Consider the following 14,990-nt stretch of genomic DNA (forward strand, 5'->3'; position numbering starts at 1 on the left):
TTAATCATGAATAAATTAGCCATGAATAAAGAAGAACTTTACAATCTGGCATTTCAATTAATCCTTCATGCAGGGAATGCAAGAAGCTTGGCGATGGAAGCGATGCAAGAAGCGAAGAAAGGCAATTTTGCTGAAGCAGAAGCAAAACTAAATGAAGCAGATTCTGCCTTCAATGAAGCACATCATGTTCAAACTGATTTAATCCAAAAGGAAGCAGGCGGAGCAGAATTCAATCTTCCTCTGATTATGATTCATGCACAAGACCATTTGATGAACGCAATGACCCTTAAAGATATGGCCGGAGAAATCATCGATTTGCATAAACTGATCAAAAAGGATTAAAAAAGCAGGACAAGAAAAGCATAGCATTCAGACAATTTTCAATAAGTTTTTTAAAAAGTCATTAGAAACTATAGTTGAAAAAATGTCTGTCAATCTTTAATTGCCCAATTTAATTTGGGCTTTTTTTATTAAAATGCCTGGCATACTAATTCTAGCGATGATAATAAGGGGAGAATTTATTTTTTAGTCTTTCTAAAAAGCAAATGTGAGTTATATATCCGTTTAACCTTTATTTCAATACATTTAGAAAGGAATGAACGTTAATGAAAAAGACATTCCCAGAATATTTTTTATGGGGTGGAGCGACAGCGGCAAACCAATATGAAGGTGGATACAATCAAGGCGGAAGAGGGCTTGCAACAAGCGACTTCATCACAAATGGTACTGCAGACCGTCCAAGAAAAATTACCATCCAGTTAAATGATGGCACAAAAACAATGGTAAACCGACGACCAACTGGGGACCCCAAAATTGATACCATTCCGGAAGGCGCATCAGGTTATATTGATGAAAATGTTTATTATCCAAGCCATGAAGCGGTTGATTTTTACCATCATTACAAAGAAGATATTGCCCTGTTTGGAGAAATGGGTTTTAAGAGTTTCCGGCTATCGCTTAGTTGGTCCCGCATTTTCCCTAAAGGTGGAATTGAAGGGGAGCAACCAAATGAAGAAGGGTTAAAATTTTACGAAGATGTTTTTAAAGAGTGCAAAAAATATAATATCGAACCATTAGTCACTCTTTATCATTTTGAAACTCCTGCTTATTTGGCGGAACATTTTAATGGCTGGGGCGGTCGTGAGACGATTGACTGTTTTTTAAGAATGTGCAAAGAAGTCTTTACACGATATAAAGATTTAGTTAAGTATTGGATCACCATTAACGAAATTAATGTATTAAATGGCTACGCCTTTATGGGAACCAGGGAGGCTACCGCACAGGTTCGTTATCAGGCAAAGCATCATATGTTTGTTGCGAGTGCCCTTGCCAATAAGCTTTGTCACGAGATCATTCCAGAGGCAAAGATTGGCTGTATGGTGGCATTAAGCTGCATTTACCCGAAAGATTGTAAGCCGGAAAATGTATTTGGCGCTTTGGATTATCGAAGAGGAGCGTTGATTTATTCGGATATCATGATGAGGGGATATTACCCATCTTACGCCGATCGCTTTTTTGAAGAGATGGGGGTAACCATCAAAAAAGAACTAGGGGATGACGAAATAATCAAGGCGTATCCTTCTGATTTTTTATCATTTAGTTATTACCGCAGCAGTGTTTACCATACGGAAATCGTTCAGAATACGGATACCGGCGGACAAATGGGGGATGCAAATCCGTTCGTTGAAAAAACGGAGTGGGGTTGGGCGATTGACCCGATTGGCCTAAGATACACGTTATCAGAACTTTATGACCGTTATCAAAAACCTCTTTTTATTGTTGAAAATGGAATGGGAACGATTGATATACGGGATGAAAATGGATATGTAGAGGATGATTATCGAATTCAGTATTTCCGAGACCATATTGCAGAAATGAAAAAGGCGGTAACTTTAGACGGTGTTGATTTAATGGGCTATACACCATGGGGTTGCATTGATTTAGTTTCAGCAGGAACTGGCGAGATGAAAAAACGCTATGGTTTTATTTATGTAGATATGGACGACGAAGGAAATGGAACTTTAAAAAGAACAAAGAAAAAATCATTTGATTGGTACAAGAAAGTGATTGCAACTAACGGAGAAGACCTTAGTTTTTAGATTAAGCAGCCAAAAATAAAAACAGGTGCCTGGCATCTGTTTTTATTTTTATCAGTGAAAGTGGCCGGTAATACCAAAAATGGCTGGTAAAACCGCCAAAGCATTAAAAATGTCAATCAAATCACCATCAAATAAAGCCAGCTCCTACCGACAAAATCGATAGCGAACTGGCTCTCTTTTTTAAATATCCACCAACTTACTCCGACGGCACTCCTCATGAAACGCCCGCAATCGCTTCGTCCGCTCCATCAGTGTCTCCAAGAAATACTCCCAATCATCAACCCGCTTCAGCTTCTTATACAACGTCCGCAGCTTCTTCAAATGCCGCACCGCCATCTTGTAGCTTGAGCGGTTCTTCTGGTCAATCTCCCGCTGTGCTGTCTGATGAAGCATCCCAAGCAGTACGTCAGGCCGCTCCTTCTCAATCACCTTCAAGCGATCTTTCGGCAAATCATAAAAATCCAGCCCAACAAACGCCTGAAGCTCGCCCCAGCGGTCATACTGCTTGCGCTCAAACAATAAATACTCATACTCCCCAAAACTATACGGCAGCATCACGAGCAAACCGCGCTCATACAGATCGACCCGATCATTTTCCGCACAATATGCAGTCACAGTCTTGAGCGCGTTCCGAGCAAACGTCACACAACTATGATAGCCGCCCAAAGCAGTTAAATACGCCTTCACTTTTTGCAAAAATAACTCAATTAAGGCCCCAACCCGGCGCCACGCCTTTAGGCCCGACAAATAATCAATCCAATACAACAGATAAGGAACAATCTCTTCATCGGTAAATTGGCCGATCAGCTTCATCGCCGCCTCATCATTCCCGACGAGCAGGTGAAGATGAATCCCAGCCACCATCAGCGTAAGCGGGTTTTCCCAATCCTGAAGTCCCTTTAGCCCCGCTTGAATCTTCGTTAACTCTTCCTCACGCCAAGCCTTCTTTTTGAAAAATTGCACCCACATCAGCCGGTACAAAAAAATCCGTTCATATTCTAACCCACTCGCACACCGGAGCAGCTCAAAGGCATCATCCTTCAGCCGCTCAATAAACTCATCGAATGCAAACGGCAGCGACTGCACGCCAATTTTTATCGCCAATTCCTCCGCATCCTCCAACAAATTTTGGAACAAATGCAGATAGGCCCGCCGTACGGTCTCCTCATCATGGCCAAGCTGCTCACTCAGCGCGGCCAGCTTGCGGAATGAGACGACAATCGCAACCATTTCATATAACAGGCGCCATTCCTGTTCAACCGGCGCACTGGCATGGACCCGGCGCTCATAAATCCCATACAGCTCCGGAATCACATAGGGGCTTGTATACTTTTTCGAAGCCAGCAGCGTATCAAAGCTGACCTCAAACGAATGCACCCAGCGGCTGTAATCTGGCTTCAACACGCCGTTGGCCTTAATCAAATCCTTCGCCGTCTGCATGCCCCAGTCCGTAACTTCCTTCTGCTCTCGTGCAGGCTCGCGCCAAGCTGTTACCCAGTCGCCAACACTGCCGAACTTGGAAAGAGCGGCGAAAAAGGTAGCAACCTGGTGGCGGCAAAAGCCCTCGGCCGGACAGGTACACGTACTCATAGAGGCAAACACCAAATCGAGCTTCACATAGACACGCGTCACGTCTTGGACCATGGAGGTAATTTTATTATTAAATATTTGTAATTGCTTAACCGCCCCTTGGCGGTACAGCATTAAACCCTTTTGGACCAGCTTCGCATCCTCCGCATCCGTAGGAATGAGCAGTTCGCGAACTTGTTCCTCAAAATATTCCAATTGTTCATTAGCAGGTGTGGACGCCAAGGCCGCAACCCCCTTTATAAAAAAATCCATATTCATCTATTATATCCAAAAAATCAAGATAAGCGAAGCATGGGGACGGTTCTTTTGCTTCTTCGGAAGCAGAAGAACCGTCCCCATGCTTCCAAAGTAAATGCCCGGGCGCTTTTCTGCGCCCGGGCATTTTTTATGAGTTTTTTTAAAAGTAATTTCTTTACAAGCCGAAAGATTTTTTTAGAGTTTCTTAACTTAATGTTTAAAATAAGGGGGCCTGAGTGAAGTGGTTAATAAATAATAAGTGGTCGGTAAATCGTTGGTAAAAAATGAGCTAGTTCCCGTCTTAGTTAGAATTCCAAGATTACTCCGATTCTGCATAAGCTTCGATGGTCGTTTCTCTACACTCCCAGCACTCCACCCTATTTCTTTCCATGATAGCTAATTCTTCTCCGCATGAAATACAAATATCCATTAGTCATCCCTCTTTTCATGTTTTTTAATGAACAACTGCCAACCTTGTTTAGGATCTAAGTTGTTACCATTATTATAACACAAAATATTCTGAAAAGAAGGGCCTATATATGTTAATTTAGTGACAAAAGTTGCATTCATATCACATGACCATGTCAAATTTTCAGGCAGCCAGTAACGAGGGCAGTCTATTAATTACAAACGTTACTTTTATATTAAAAAGCGACAAAAACAATAGCATAGAATGATGGTTTTTATTAGAATGGGAGTCAAAATTAATGGTTCATGGAGGGATTAATTTGCTATTCAAAGCCAAAAAGAAAGCAGACATAGGCGATCGTATCTTTTTTAAAAATGGAGTAAAAGGAATCGTTGAGAAGGTTAATGATAATTCAGTCATAACCAAGATAACCGAAAATAAGACGGAGTTGGAGTTTAAAGAAAACATCACAGTGGTCGCACACAAAAATTATCAGGTTTTGGCATAACTGTACTGGATAGTCTTAAAAGGCTATCCAGTTTTTATATAACTGGGTTTATCTTCACCAGGAGAATAGTCTTATTTTGAAAAAAGTGAAGAAGAAAAAAGGAATTGGACATTAATCAAAGAATTAATTTGTATCAAATAATAAGGAGTGTGCGAAAATGGAAAAAATACATTTTTTAGTAAGTGAATTTTTCTTTAGTATAGCCTTATGTGTTGTTGCATTGTTTTTCGCTTTAAGATCAGATGTATTTACTATAAATGTTGTCTTTTTAGGATTGATTGCTGGGTCACTGATTGATATCAATTTACGTTCAATTTATAAAAATAAAGCTGTTAAAATTAGCGGGTATCTCGAACATAAACAAAGAATAGTAGAAAAAGAAACCAGTATGTAATTTCCCTCGATGAATGGGTGTGTGGGAGCATGGGGACGGTTCTCTTGCTTCTTTGGAAGCAGAAGAACCGTCCCTATGCTCCCACAATGTTACAAAACCATTAAAATATTTACAAATTCATTTATAATTCTAGCATTCTCTCTATTTCAACCTTTTAGTTGTTATAATGGAAAAAAAGTGAAATGCTGGAGGATACATACATATGAAGAAAATATTTAGTATGGCAGCTGCCGCATTTATGGGGTTCGGTCTATTTACGGCATCAGCCGAAGCATCTACCGTTGTCAATGCAGATGTATTGAATGTACGTCAAGCGCCCGCTACGAGCTCACTCATCATTGGGAAAGTAACAAATGGCCAGGCGTTGAACGTGACAAGCCGCCAAACTGGGTGGCTAAAGATTAACTATAATGGAAAAACAGGTTACGTAAGCTCACAATATACAAAAGAAACAAGCACTACAAGTAGCACAACTGCAATTAGCGGAACGTATTACGTCAATGCTACTTCACTGAATGTACGTTCTGGTGCCGGTACGGGCTATGCTTCAATTGGCAAATTAAACAGCGGACAAGCTGTCAGTGTAAAAAAGGACCTTGGGAACGGCTGGTATCAAATTAGTTATAATGGCAGAACAGGTTATGTTAGTAAGCAATATGTAGTTAAAACCGCTGTAAAAGCAGCAGCGGAGTTCATTGTTGAAGCGACGGCTTATACACCGCAGGAATCTACAAGTGGAATTACAGCTGCAGGCTACAATGTTCGTAAAAATCCAAACATGAAGCTGATTGCGGTAGATCCAAAAGTAATCCCGCTCGGTACCAAAGTCTGGGTCGAAGGCTATGGAGAGGCAATTGCAGGCGATACTGGCGGCGCCATTAAAGGAAAGAAAATTGATGTACTTTTTCCTACAGTAAAACAAGCCCTTCAATGGGGCCGAAAAAATGTAAAAGTAAGAATACTAAACTAAGGCGCGAAGCGCGGGGACGGTTCTATTGCTTCTTTGGAAGCAGGAGAACCGTCCCCGCGCTTCCTGTCATGATTAACATAAGGATTAAAATGCCACCGCTTATGTAGTATTGAAAATTAGGTTTGTAACCAAAACTGTTAAATATAAAAAAAGAGATAATGAACAAGAAAGATAGAAATAATTCAAAAATGAAGGCAAGGATTAAAAATAATTGATAAGGAATAACTACCTCTTTATGAGACACGTGTTGTAAAGTTAATCCTTCCCAACATAAATCTGCTAATTTACTTATTTTCCTCATTTTTACCACCTCTATTAATCCTCATATTTCTCTTCTCAGTTTTGACAATATTATGAGTTTCATAACAATGAATATTATTATTTTTTAACTGATGGTTGAGGCTCTTGAAGGCATTATGGAAAACGACTAATATATAATTTATGAAAAAACTCGTCAAAAAAGAGCATTGCTTACGAAAGCAATGCTCTAATCAATTAAGAGGGGATATTCATTTAAGCATGCCTAGATGATTGTTGCATTTTCGATCTCATTTCCACCACTTCCACCATTTCTTCTGACTGGCGGCCGCAATCTGCATTCTTGTTTCTTCCTCTAACTTACCTCGTTCAATCATCAATTGTTCTGTACGTTTTACATAATTTAAAATTTGATTAAGCCTCTCTTCTTGAGAAGCTTCCCGCACTGCCTTCTCCTTCAAATGAATGAGTAAATCTAAGTTTACTTGCTCCAAATGTTCGATACGGCCTAGTAGCTCGTCATGGTTACATTCCTGATTCATATCACGGTCATTAGTCGTCTCTAACGGTACTGCTTCTGTAACAGTTTCCGTAACAGTTTCCGTACGATCCTTTTCAGAAACAATTGTCATCACGGATATTGCTGCCTGTTCCAAAGGCACACCTTCTTGCTTACTAAGTACGATTAATTGGCGGAGAGTGCTAACATCTTTATCAAAATAGCCTCTGTGTCCTTTACTATTACGGTGAATGGGATACCCATGTCCTTCTAAAAGAGTGGCATACTTCCGTAAAGTACTACTATCTATTCCAAGCAAATCTTGTACGTAACTAGGTGAATATATTTCCGTCATGACATTACACCTCCGCTAGAAACTTCTTCAATAGAAATTTTACAGAATGATCTTTGTCCTTGAATTTGGCAGTTTATTTGATAAATTGATCAAAAGTAATTCTAACTAACCAGCCAAGAACAAGAGCAGCTGATAGATATGTACCAAGATAAAGCAAAATCTCCGGCAAGATTTCTCCTCCTCTAATTTTTTACTATGGGTTTCGAACCTCGAACCTCGAACCTTTATATAAAGCCATTATAACCAAGCGAATTTTAGAAATTTGTCGAACGAACAGAGAGTAACGTATTTGTTAGAAGAATGTTAACCTGACTTAACAAAAGTACAAGAAGATGGTAAGCGTAAACTTATTCATGGAGGGGGTTAGAGCCAGATTTCCCTAGGACACTATAAATGGAACTGTGCTATATTAACTATTTTAATAAGTAGGTAAGACTTAACTAGACAACACTATCATTGTTACTTAGACTAAAAACTAACCACGATAAACAACCTTGCTAGTCTACTTAATATAAAAAAGTGAAAATCCACAAAAAATTGAAAGAGAGTTCTTCGAGTAACCTTGATTTGTGCAAAACAAATCAGTTTGGATAACGAGGAGGAGAGATCATGTTGGAATTTGAGATGAAAAGGGACCAATTGGCCACGATTAAAGTAATCGGGGTTGGCGGCGGGGGAAACAACGCTGTGAATCGTATGATTGCGGACGGAGTGGAGGGCGTAGAATTTATTGCCGTTAATACAGATGCACAAGCGATTCATCAATCTAAAGCAGGGATCAAGATGCAAATCGGTCAATCCTTGACAAAAGGTTTAGGTGCAGGTGCAAATCCGGAGATAGGTAAATTAGCGGTGGAGGAAAGCAAAAGGCAGATCGAAGAAGTGTTATCAGGCGCTGACCTAGTTTTCGTTACTGCGGGAATGGGCGGCGGAACTGGCACGGGTGCAGCCCCTGCCATTGCTAAAATTGCCCGAAAGCTGGGTGCTCTGACAATTGGGGTTGTCACACGCCCGTTCAAATTTGAAGGCAGAAAACGTTCAGCAAATGCGGAAATTGGTATTGACGAAATGAGGGAAGCGGTTGATACCCTAATTATTATTCCAAATAATCGCTTATTGGAAATTGTAGATGAAAAGACCCCGATGCTTGAAGCCTTCCATGAAGCAGATAATGTACTTCGCCAAGGTGTGCAGGGGATTTCCGATTTAATTGCTGTCCCTGGTTTAATCAACCTTGATTTTGCTGACGTGAAAACGGTCATGTCCTATAAAGGAACGGCCTTAATGGGAATTGGGATTGCTACGGGTAACAATCGCGCTGCTGAGGCGGCCGAGAAAGCCTTAAATAGTCCATTACTCGAGACTTCCATCAATGGTGCACAGGGTGTCATTATGAACATAACGGGCGGTCAAAATATAAGTCTTTTTGAAGTACAGGAGGCTGCTGAAATCGTTGCTGCTGCTTCTCACGAGGAATTAAATATGATTTTTGGCTCGGTCATTAACGAAAATCTAAAGGATGAAATGATTGTCACGATCATTGCCACTGGATTTACGGAGCAAGAGAGTGAAAAAGAGAGTCCTGTAATACAAAATTCTCCCGTTCCATCAGAGGAAAACGTGTTTAATCCATATCGAAGGGAACGACGTAAACAACCTACTCTGATAAACCATGGCGAACCCGTTCAGGATTATCACCGGCACTCAGAAAAACCGGCAGATTCGCTGGATATTCCTACTTTCTTGCGCAATCGAAAAAGACGATAATGACCATTTAATAAAATGCAAAAATTCCTGCCTATGATTAAAAGGCAGGAATTTTTTCTATTGTTTATGATCTCGAAATTACGTTTCAATAGTTTTTTAACAGCATTTTATCTATTGTACGTACTTTATCATATGATTTTAATAGTTTATCAGGGACAAAGGTTCTGCCGTAATCCCAAGAATTCTTTTCGATTAAAGCTAGAAGCTGTTCTTTTTCTTCATCCTCACCATACTTTAGAGTCCGTAAATCATGTTTGTTTTTCTTAAAATCTAAAAAGTAGCCGAGCTGATGAAAAAGAATGAGTTTAACACAGTCTTCATCTGTCTCTTTAATTTTAAAGTTAATGTTGGCTATGTAACCATTTATTTGCAGGTAGTTAAATTTAATTGTATTGGTCGAAACGTTATAACTCATAGGTGCAGGTAGTTGATTGTTTAATTCATAATTAATGTCTAATTTATGCTCTTGCAATGTATTTTTAATGATTTCCTCAATATCCCATATATAAAGCAACTCTCCCATCACTACCTTCCCGAAGAATTTGATGCCTCTCATCTCTTTATTTTTAAAAAATGAAGGTGGAAAGTAAATCCTGCTATTTTCCTGTAGCCTTTATACCTATGTCGGATCGAACCATATTTATCTATTATTTTGAAAGCTGCCACCAGGTTAAAATAAACAAGCTGAAGGCAAAAGCTGTAATTTATGCCACAAAAAAGAGGTAAGCACGTTACAAATGCTTACCTGTTAAAACCTCATCCAGAGAAAGGATTCTATGTTTTAACTCATGATTTGAATCTAAAAAACCGATCACAATTTGATTATCCTCTGTAATGGTCGCATATCTAAATAGGTCATCCCCATTCATGAGAAAAGATGTTCCTTGTTTTGCCTCCATCTTCGCAAAGACGGTGTCTGTGTACTCAAGCGGGGAGAAAATCATCTAATCCTTCTGAAGGTTTACCAACCCATTTGAATAGGAAATCTTTGATTGAAAATTGCTCAATCATCGATAAGCTTTTCTTAAATGTTAGCTTATTTACGGCTACTGTTTTCAACTTAATCACTCCTCAAATAGTAAGTAAAGCTTACACCTTCAAATTCCTAACATCAACGGTATTACGGTGACAGAATATTTACATTTTGATTTCGGGGAAAATTGTATATTGAAGTAGTTGATAAAATAAAATCATATTACAATAAACTTAAGAGGGGAGATGGCAGTTATGAAAAATGCAAAACTATATGAAACACATGTAAATACGAGAAATCTGGAGCGGGCAATCGAATTCTATCAGTCACTTGATTTGGAACTTGCTCATGTAATCAAGGAGAGGCGGGTAGCTTTCTTTTGGCTGGGAGAAAGCACAGTGAAGGAATACATGCTAGGGGTCTGGGAAGTTTCGGAAGAGGAGTTCACTAGTTCGCACTTTGCCTTTGGCGTCTCGTTAGAAACACTAATGGAGGTGCCTGCATTCTTGGAAAAAAGGGGAATTAAGCTCCGTCCGTCATTCGGGGAAGAAACAATCGAACCTGAAGTCCATACCTGGATGCCGGCTGCGTCCTACTACTTTCGAGACCCTGATGGCAATTCACTTGAATACATAGCACTTCTGGAAGGATCGCCAAGACCTGAACTCGGAAGGATTCCTTTAAGTCAGTGGGTAAAATGAAAAACTCGGGAATCTCTTTTCCGGGTTTTTTGCATGCCGCCGTTAAATTCCTGATAACAGTTGATAAAACCAAAAGGCGGTCGGTAAAAATCAAAAGCAGCCCAAATCAAAAAAAGGCCAACTCTCATGTTTTATAGAGTTGGCTCAGTATTTAAATCATCATTTTTTGATAGAGTTGAAATATGTTCGAATAAATGAGTAAGGTAGCCGTTCAATTCAAATCCATCTTCCTTAACAAACTCCGATAATAGTAATAATTGATTGTTCATTTCATCCATCTCCCTTTGAAATGTCTTTACTATTACTATTCCCAATCTAGTACTCTTTTATACATGAAAAAATCTCCCAATTTGAGAGATTTTAATAGAAACGCTTAAATGCCGCAAAATGATCGGTATAGTATGGACTTGATAAGGTTGAAATCTTAATACCGTATTTTTCATCGGCGTGGATAAATTGATTATCACCAATAAAGATGCCTACGTGGGAGATTCCCTGTTTATATGTATTTTCAAAAAATACAAGGTCACCGGCTTTAGGTGAATTCACATAATAGCTGCGGTCATAATAGCCTGCAGCCGAAGTACGGGGCAGTGATTTGCCTGCTTTATTAGCAACATAATAAATAAATCCGCTGCAATCAAAACCAGAAGCCGTACTGCCACCCCAGACATAAGGGACTCCGATTAAACTTTTAGCAGTCGAAACAATCTGTGAGGCAGCATCCGTCTGAGTGACTGGTGCTGGCGCAGATACCGTTTTAACGGTGCCTGTCACCTTCAGCGTTTGCCCGACATAAATCCTGTCAGATGTTAAGTGGTTGAGCGACTTTAAGTCTTGGACGGTCATATCGTAGGTGATGGCAATTTTTCCAAGGGTATCGCCACTTTTGACAATATAATTACTAGTGGAAACCGTTGGAGTTGCCGCTGCCGGTTTAGCAGCTGCAGGAGCAGCCGGCACAGCGGGAGCTGGAGTACTGTTTTGCTTCGCATAAACCTTGAGCGTCTGTCCGACATAAATTAAATCTAATTTCAAGTTATTGAGTGTTTTCAATTCCGCAACAGTCATCCCAAATTGACTGCCGATTTCACTTAGACAATCGCCGCTTTTGACAGTATAAGTGGCAGTTGCTTGTGATGTAGAAGGAGTTGGCGTTGCCGCTGGCGCAGCCGTAGTGGGAGCGGATACTGTCACTGTTTTTCCAGGAGCAGATACCTTCAGTGTTTGTCCAACATAAATCAGCGTCCCCTTCAAATTATTCCACTGCTGCAGCTCGCCGACTGTAACATCGAAGCGGTTGGCTATTTTAATTAAAGCATCGCCGCTGACTACCTTATAAGTCGTCTGCTGAACTGCCTGAACGGAGGCAGTGGGTGTATTGGAGGAAAGCTGGAGCGTTTGATTAACATATATCCGATCAGAGCTTAAACTATTTAATTTCTTGATATTTTCCACACTAGTATTGTTATCTGAGGCAATTTTTGAAAGACTATCACCTTTTTGAACCTTATATGTAGCCGCCAATGCGGAACTAGCAAAAACGCAGGAAAAGAGAGCTGTTGTCGATAGAGTTCGAACGATTGTTTTCTTCATCTAAGAGAAATCACCTCGAATTTTCATATTTTTATTAATTTTACCATAGTTTGCTAATATTTTCAGAAAAATTCCCCATATTTCTCATGGAATTTTAATTTAACATGATTAATTCTACGTTTTACGAACTTTCATGAAATTAAACGACAAAACATTACAATTTGGTAACGTTTTCGACATATTATGGCAATCTAGCAAAATAGTTCGTAAACTGGAAATAGATTAATATCATTTGGGGGAAAGTATGAAAAAGAAACTTCTATCGTTCATTACTGCTACCGTATTAGGGACATCACTATATAGCACTTCAGCCATGGCTGCGACAATAAAAGTAAAAAGCGGGGATACTTTATCGAAGTATTCTAAACAATATAATCTATCAGTATCAGAAATTATGGCGGCTAACAAATTATCAAGTGATAGAATCAAAATAGGCCAAAATATCATCATTCCTGAAAAAGGCAAGGTCGTCGCTGCGGCTAAAACTAGCATCAGCCCGGCTTCAACAGTCTATACCGTTAAATCTGGTGATAGCTTGTCATTGATCGCTAAGAAATATAAGACAACAGTGGCACAACTTAAATCGTGGAACGGCCTGAAATCGGACATGCTTAAAATAGGTCAACAACTAAAGGTGAATGGAGCTCCTGCAGCGGCCGCACCAAAAACCACGACAACAGTGGCTGCTAAACCGGCAGTGTCCACGATTAATAAAGGCAAGTTAATACAAGACGCAAAAGCAATGATTGGCACTCCCTACAGATGGGGAGGAACGACGCCAAAAGGATTCGATTGCAGCGGATTCATTTACTATGTCATAAACAAACAAAAAACCGCGCCCCGTCAGACAGTTGATGGGTATTGGAATATAACGAAACCAGTATTTTCTATATCGGCTGGTGACTTCGTGTATTACCAAACCTATAAGAAAGGTCCTTCGCATATGGGGATCTATATTGGTAATGGTCAGTTCATTCATTCCGCGTCCAGCGGTGTCCAGATTACTGCTATGAGTAACTCGTATTGGAAAGCGCGGTATCTTGGAGCAAGACAATTGTAATAGAATTGAAAACCCATCTTCGATTTTGAAGATGGGTTTTTTATCTCTTTCCCAAAAAATCATAGAGTTAAAGACACTGCTAATAATAAATTTCAGATTGTTAACATACTAGCTTATGAGGTGATTTCCAATCTTTAATAACTATGAGAAACTGCAATCTTACGTGCAATTGACTCTGTTAAACGAGATGCTACTTTGGGAACAGCCCATTTGATAACGGGTGTTAACACTGCACCCGATAACCCGCCTGCACGGACTTCCACCCTGCAAGTCATTGTTGTTTTACCATTAACATCTTCTGAAGTAAAGTGACCGCTTCCTGTAAAATTATCTGATAAACCTTTTAGATCAAACTTAATATTAGAAGGTTCATTCCATTCGGTAATATCTACCTGCGCTTGGATTGTTTTTTTTATACCTTTCATACTGCCTTCAAATGTCCAAATAGACTGCTGGTCATTTATGATTTCATGTTCTTTATAGGCTGGTACTGTTGTTGCCCATTTTTCAAGGTCACTGACATAATCCCAAACTGCTTGTACACCTACTGGAATTTCTACTGTATGTACTCCTGTTGCCATTATGATTCCCACTTTCACTATGTATGTATTGTAAATATATATTTCTACAAAAAATAATTATTACATAAAAGACATAAACTTACATCCCTCATTACTCCTAGCTTTCTTTCTTCTAATAATCTTATTAACTCTTGTGCTGAGAATCATAAATTTTTCAAAAAACTAAGATTTTCACCACAAAAAATTGTATGATTTGTATATTGATAATGGTGGTAAATATAGGCGATACAAGAAAAATTATCTATAAGTATATAAAAGAAGGGGGATACAAAATGATACGTAAAGTACTTTTTACGCTTTTATTGTCCTTACTATTGCTCATTCCGAACATGGTTGATGCAGCAGGATTTAGAGGAGGGAGTTCTTCTCGTTCCTCCGGCTCATTTAGTTCTCACGGCAGCAGTTACAGCGGTTCATCACATGGTTCTTCTTATAGTGGTTCAAGCGCTAGACGCTCCTCATCGAGCAGTTCAAGTACAAAAAGTTCAACTTCAAAGTCCTCTTCCTTTTCAGGAGGTTCGAGTACAAAAGGTTCAACTTCTAAGTCCTCTTCTTTTTCGGGTGGCTCAAGTACAAAAAGTTCCTCTCATTCTCCAGGAGGAACTAGTACGAAAAGCACCACAAACAGTTATCAAAGGTCAGGTTCTTTCTCAGGCAGAACTTCAACGGTAACTGGAAAAGTCTACTCAGGTAACACGACAAAGGGATATTACCGTGGTCATCCAGTAAGTGTCCATCACTATTATCATGCGGGATATTCTCCATTTGGCTGGTTTGGTTATTACCACGGATTTACAATGGGGATGTTCATGGGAAGCATGTTCCATCCCTGGGGAGCAACTTATTATTCGGGTGGACATTATACCAATTATGGACCCTCACCATTAGCATGGATTATTGATGTCATTCTATTAATCCTAGTTATTTATTTACTATATGCATTTGTAAGAAGAAAGAAAAGTGGTAAAACAATCTATACGAGGAGATTTTAAA

Annotated in this window: 18 protein-coding genes; 9 read left to right on the forward strand and 9 right to left on the reverse strand. The window is 39.5% G+C overall.

Translation table 11 applies throughout. From position 1 onward, the window contains the following. Positions 1–6 precede the first annotated feature (6 nt). Together ACZ9EE_RS17470 and ACZ9EE_RS17475 are read left to right on the forward strand one after the other, a co-directional pair. Positions 7–342 carry a PTS sugar transporter subunit IIA gene (locus ACZ9EE_RS17470; RefSeq protein ID WP_476028969.1) on the forward strand — a complete coding sequence of 112 codons (336 nt, stop codon included), beginning with the start codon at positions 7–9 and terminating at the stop codon, positions 340–342. 263 nt (positions 343–605) lie between these two features. After that, positions 606–2,099, forward strand: coding sequence for a family 1 glycosylhydrolase (locus ACZ9EE_RS17475; protein ID WP_476028971.1), 1,494 nt, complete (start codon positions 606–608; stop codon positions 2,097–2,099). Between the two features lie 180 nt (positions 2,100–2,279). On the opposite strand, the gene ACZ9EE_RS17480 is transcribed toward ACZ9EE_RS17475, so the two are convergent. Continuing rightward, positions 2,280–3,911, reverse strand: a complete 1,632-nt coding sequence (locus ACZ9EE_RS17480) for an SWIM zinc finger family protein (RefSeq protein ID WP_476028973.1) — start codon at positions 3,909–3,911, stop codon at positions 2,280–2,282. Positions 3,912–4,633: 722 nt separating this feature from the next. On the opposite strand from ACZ9EE_RS17480, the gene ACZ9EE_RS17485 reads away from it, so the two are divergent. From ACZ9EE_RS17485 to ACZ9EE_RS17495, 3 genes are all read left to right on the forward strand, one after another. After that, a complete protein-coding gene (locus ACZ9EE_RS17485) occupies positions 4,634–4,843 on the forward strand; it encodes a DUF2187 family protein (RefSeq protein WP_476028975.1) in 210 nt (69 codons plus the stop codon). A 157-nt stretch (positions 4,844–5,000) separates the two neighbouring features. Further along, positions 5,001–5,237: a hypothetical protein gene (locus ACZ9EE_RS17490; protein WP_476028977.1), complete on the forward strand. Its 237-nt coding sequence runs from the start codon at positions 5,001–5,003 to the stop codon at positions 5,235–5,237. Positions 5,238–5,439: 202 nt separating this feature from the next. Further along, positions 5,440–6,207, forward strand: a complete 768-nt coding sequence (locus tag ACZ9EE_RS17495) for an SH3 domain-containing protein (RefSeq protein ID WP_476028979.1) — start codon at positions 5,440–5,442, stop codon at positions 6,205–6,207. Positions 6,208–6,229: 22 nt separating this feature from the next. Here the strand turns inward: ACZ9EE_RS17495 and ACZ9EE_RS17500 are convergent, their stop codons facing one another. Together ACZ9EE_RS17500 and ACZ9EE_RS17505 are read right to left on the reverse strand one after the other, a co-directional pair. Next, positions 6,230–6,508 carry a hypothetical protein gene (locus ACZ9EE_RS17500; protein WP_476028981.1) on the reverse strand — a complete coding sequence of 93 codons (279 nt, stop codon included), beginning with the start codon at positions 6,506–6,508 and terminating at the stop codon, positions 6,230–6,232. Between the two features lie 247 nt (positions 6,509–6,755). Continuing rightward, the gene (locus ACZ9EE_RS17505; protein WP_476028983.1) at positions 6,756–7,319 is read right to left on the reverse strand and encodes a MerR family transcriptional regulator; all 564 of its coding nucleotides are present in this window, start codon (positions 7,317–7,319) and stop codon (positions 6,756–6,758) included. Positions 7,320–7,928: 609 nt separating this feature from the next. On the opposite strand from ACZ9EE_RS17505, the gene ftsZ reads away from it, so the two are divergent. Further along, entirely contained in the window at positions 7,929–9,086 is a 1,158-nt protein-coding gene (gene ftsZ / locus ACZ9EE_RS17510; RefSeq protein ID WP_476028985.1) for a cell division protein FtsZ, read from the forward strand. 85 nt (positions 9,087–9,171) lie between these two features. Here the strand turns inward: ftsZ and ACZ9EE_RS17515 are convergent, their stop codons facing one another. The 3 genes from ACZ9EE_RS17515 to ACZ9EE_RS17525 form a co-directional block, all read right to left on the reverse strand. Further along, positions 9,172–9,609, reverse strand: a complete 438-nt coding sequence (locus ACZ9EE_RS17515; RefSeq protein ID WP_476028987.1) for a hypothetical protein — start codon at positions 9,607–9,609, stop codon at positions 9,172–9,174. 208 nt (positions 9,610–9,817) lie between these two features. Further along, complete coding sequence (locus ACZ9EE_RS17520; protein WP_476028989.1) at positions 9,818–9,985, reverse strand: hypothetical protein; 168 nt, start codon at positions 9,983–9,985, stop codon at positions 9,818–9,820. Positions 9,986–10,010: 25 nt separating this feature from the next. Beyond that, positions 10,011–10,145, reverse strand: coding sequence for a hypothetical protein (locus ACZ9EE_RS17525; protein ID WP_476028991.1), 135 nt, complete (start codon positions 10,143–10,145; stop codon positions 10,011–10,013). Positions 10,146–10,313: 168 nt separating this feature from the next. Between ACZ9EE_RS17525 and ACZ9EE_RS17530 the strand changes: the two genes are divergently transcribed. After that, positions 10,314–10,760, forward strand: a complete 447-nt coding sequence (locus ACZ9EE_RS17530; RefSeq protein ID WP_476028993.1) for a VOC family protein — start codon at positions 10,314–10,316, stop codon at positions 10,758–10,760. 131 nt (positions 10,761–10,891) lie between these two features. On the opposite strand, the gene ACZ9EE_RS17535 is transcribed toward ACZ9EE_RS17530, so the two are convergent. Both ACZ9EE_RS17535 and ACZ9EE_RS17540 read right to left on the reverse strand, forming a co-directional pair. Continuing rightward, positions 10,892–11,029, reverse strand: a complete 138-nt coding sequence (locus ACZ9EE_RS17535) for a hypothetical protein (RefSeq protein ID WP_476028995.1) — start codon at positions 11,027–11,029, stop codon at positions 10,892–10,894. Between the two features lie 91 nt (positions 11,030–11,120). Further along, positions 11,121–12,356, reverse strand: a complete 1,236-nt coding sequence (locus ACZ9EE_RS17540; protein ID WP_476028997.1) for a C40 family peptidase — start codon at positions 12,354–12,356, stop codon at positions 11,121–11,123. A gap of 244 nt (positions 12,357–12,600) precedes the next feature. Between ACZ9EE_RS17540 and ACZ9EE_RS17545 the strand changes: the two genes are divergently transcribed. After that, positions 12,601–13,416 carry a C40 family peptidase gene (locus ACZ9EE_RS17545; protein WP_476028999.1) on the forward strand — a complete coding sequence of 272 codons (816 nt, stop codon included), beginning with the start codon at positions 12,601–12,603 and terminating at the stop codon, positions 13,414–13,416. Positions 13,417–13,550: 134 nt separating this feature from the next. On the opposite strand, the gene ACZ9EE_RS17550 is transcribed toward ACZ9EE_RS17545, so the two are convergent. After that, on the reverse strand, positions 13,551–13,997 hold the full coding sequence (locus tag ACZ9EE_RS17550; protein ID WP_476029001.1) for a CoxG family protein: 447 nt from the start codon (positions 13,995–13,997) through the stop codon (positions 13,551–13,553). Between the two features lie 272 nt (positions 13,998–14,269). Between ACZ9EE_RS17550 and ACZ9EE_RS17555 the strand changes: the two genes are divergently transcribed. Continuing rightward, the gene (locus ACZ9EE_RS17555) at positions 14,270–14,989 is read left to right on the forward strand and encodes a hypothetical protein (protein WP_476029003.1); all 720 of its coding nucleotides are present in this window, start codon (positions 14,270–14,272) and stop codon (positions 14,987–14,989) included. The last annotated feature ends 1 nt before the right edge of the window (position 14,990 follow it).

The sequence above is a fragment of the Bacillus sp. URHA0034 genome, from assembly GCF_056280405.1.

What these genes read in the sequence shown, in the direction of transcription:
- ACZ9EE_RS17500 (WP_476028981.1), bottom strand. Translation starts at nt 6,508, where the DNA reads ATGAGGAAAATAAGTAAATTAGCAGATTTATGTTGGGAAGGATTAACT.
- ACZ9EE_RS17485 (WP_476028975.1), top strand. Translation starts at nt 4,634, where the DNA reads ATGGTTCATGGAGGGATTAATTTGCTATTCAAAGCCAAAAAGAAAGCA.
- ACZ9EE_RS17495 (WP_476028979.1), top strand. Translation starts at nt 5,440, where the DNA reads ATGAAGAAAATATTTAGTATGGCAGCTGCCGCATTTATGGGGTTCGGT.
- ACZ9EE_RS17515 (WP_476028987.1), bottom strand. Translation starts at nt 9,609, where the DNA reads ATGGGAGAGTTGCTTTATATATGGGATATTGAGGAAATCATTAAAAAT.
- ftsZ (WP_476028985.1), top strand. Translation starts at nt 7,929, where the DNA reads ATGTTGGAATTTGAGATGAAAAGGGACCAATTGGCCACGATTAAAGTA.
- ACZ9EE_RS17535 (WP_476028995.1), bottom strand. Translation starts at nt 11,029, where the DNA reads ATGAACAATCAATTATTACTATTATCGGAGTTTGTTAAGGAAGATGGA.
- ACZ9EE_RS17490 (WP_476028977.1), top strand. Translation starts at nt 5,001, where the DNA reads ATGGAAAAAATACATTTTTTAGTAAGTGAATTTTTCTTTAGTATAGCC.
- ACZ9EE_RS17520 (WP_476028989.1), bottom strand. Translation starts at nt 9,985, where the DNA reads ATGGAGGCAAAACAAGGAACATCTTTTCTCATGAATGGGGATGACCTA.
- ACZ9EE_RS17550 (WP_476029001.1), bottom strand. Translation starts at nt 13,997, where the DNA reads ATGGCAACAGGAGTACATACAGTAGAAATTCCAGTAGGTGTACAAGCA.
- ACZ9EE_RS17555 (WP_476029003.1), top strand. Translation starts at nt 14,270, where the DNA reads ATGATACGTAAAGTACTTTTTACGCTTTTATTGTCCTTACTATTGCTC.
- ACZ9EE_RS17470 (WP_476028969.1), top strand. Translation starts at nt 7, where the DNA reads ATGAATAAATTAGCCATGAATAAAGAAGAACTTTACAATCTGGCATTT.
- ACZ9EE_RS17505 (WP_476028983.1), bottom strand. Translation starts at nt 7,319, where the DNA reads ATGACGGAAATATATTCACCTAGTTACGTACAAGATTTGCTTGGAATA.
- ACZ9EE_RS17540 (WP_476028997.1), bottom strand. Translation starts at nt 12,356, where the DNA reads ATGAAGAAAACAATCGTTCGAACTCTATCGACAACAGCTCTCTTTTCC.
- ACZ9EE_RS17475 (WP_476028971.1), top strand. Translation starts at nt 606, where the DNA reads ATGAAAAAGACATTCCCAGAATATTTTTTATGGGGTGGAGCGACAGCG.
- ACZ9EE_RS17545 (WP_476028999.1), top strand. Translation starts at nt 12,601, where the DNA reads ATGAAAAAGAAACTTCTATCGTTCATTACTGCTACCGTATTAGGGACA.
- ACZ9EE_RS17530 (WP_476028993.1), top strand. Translation starts at nt 10,314, where the DNA reads ATGAAAAATGCAAAACTATATGAAACACATGTAAATACGAGAAATCTG.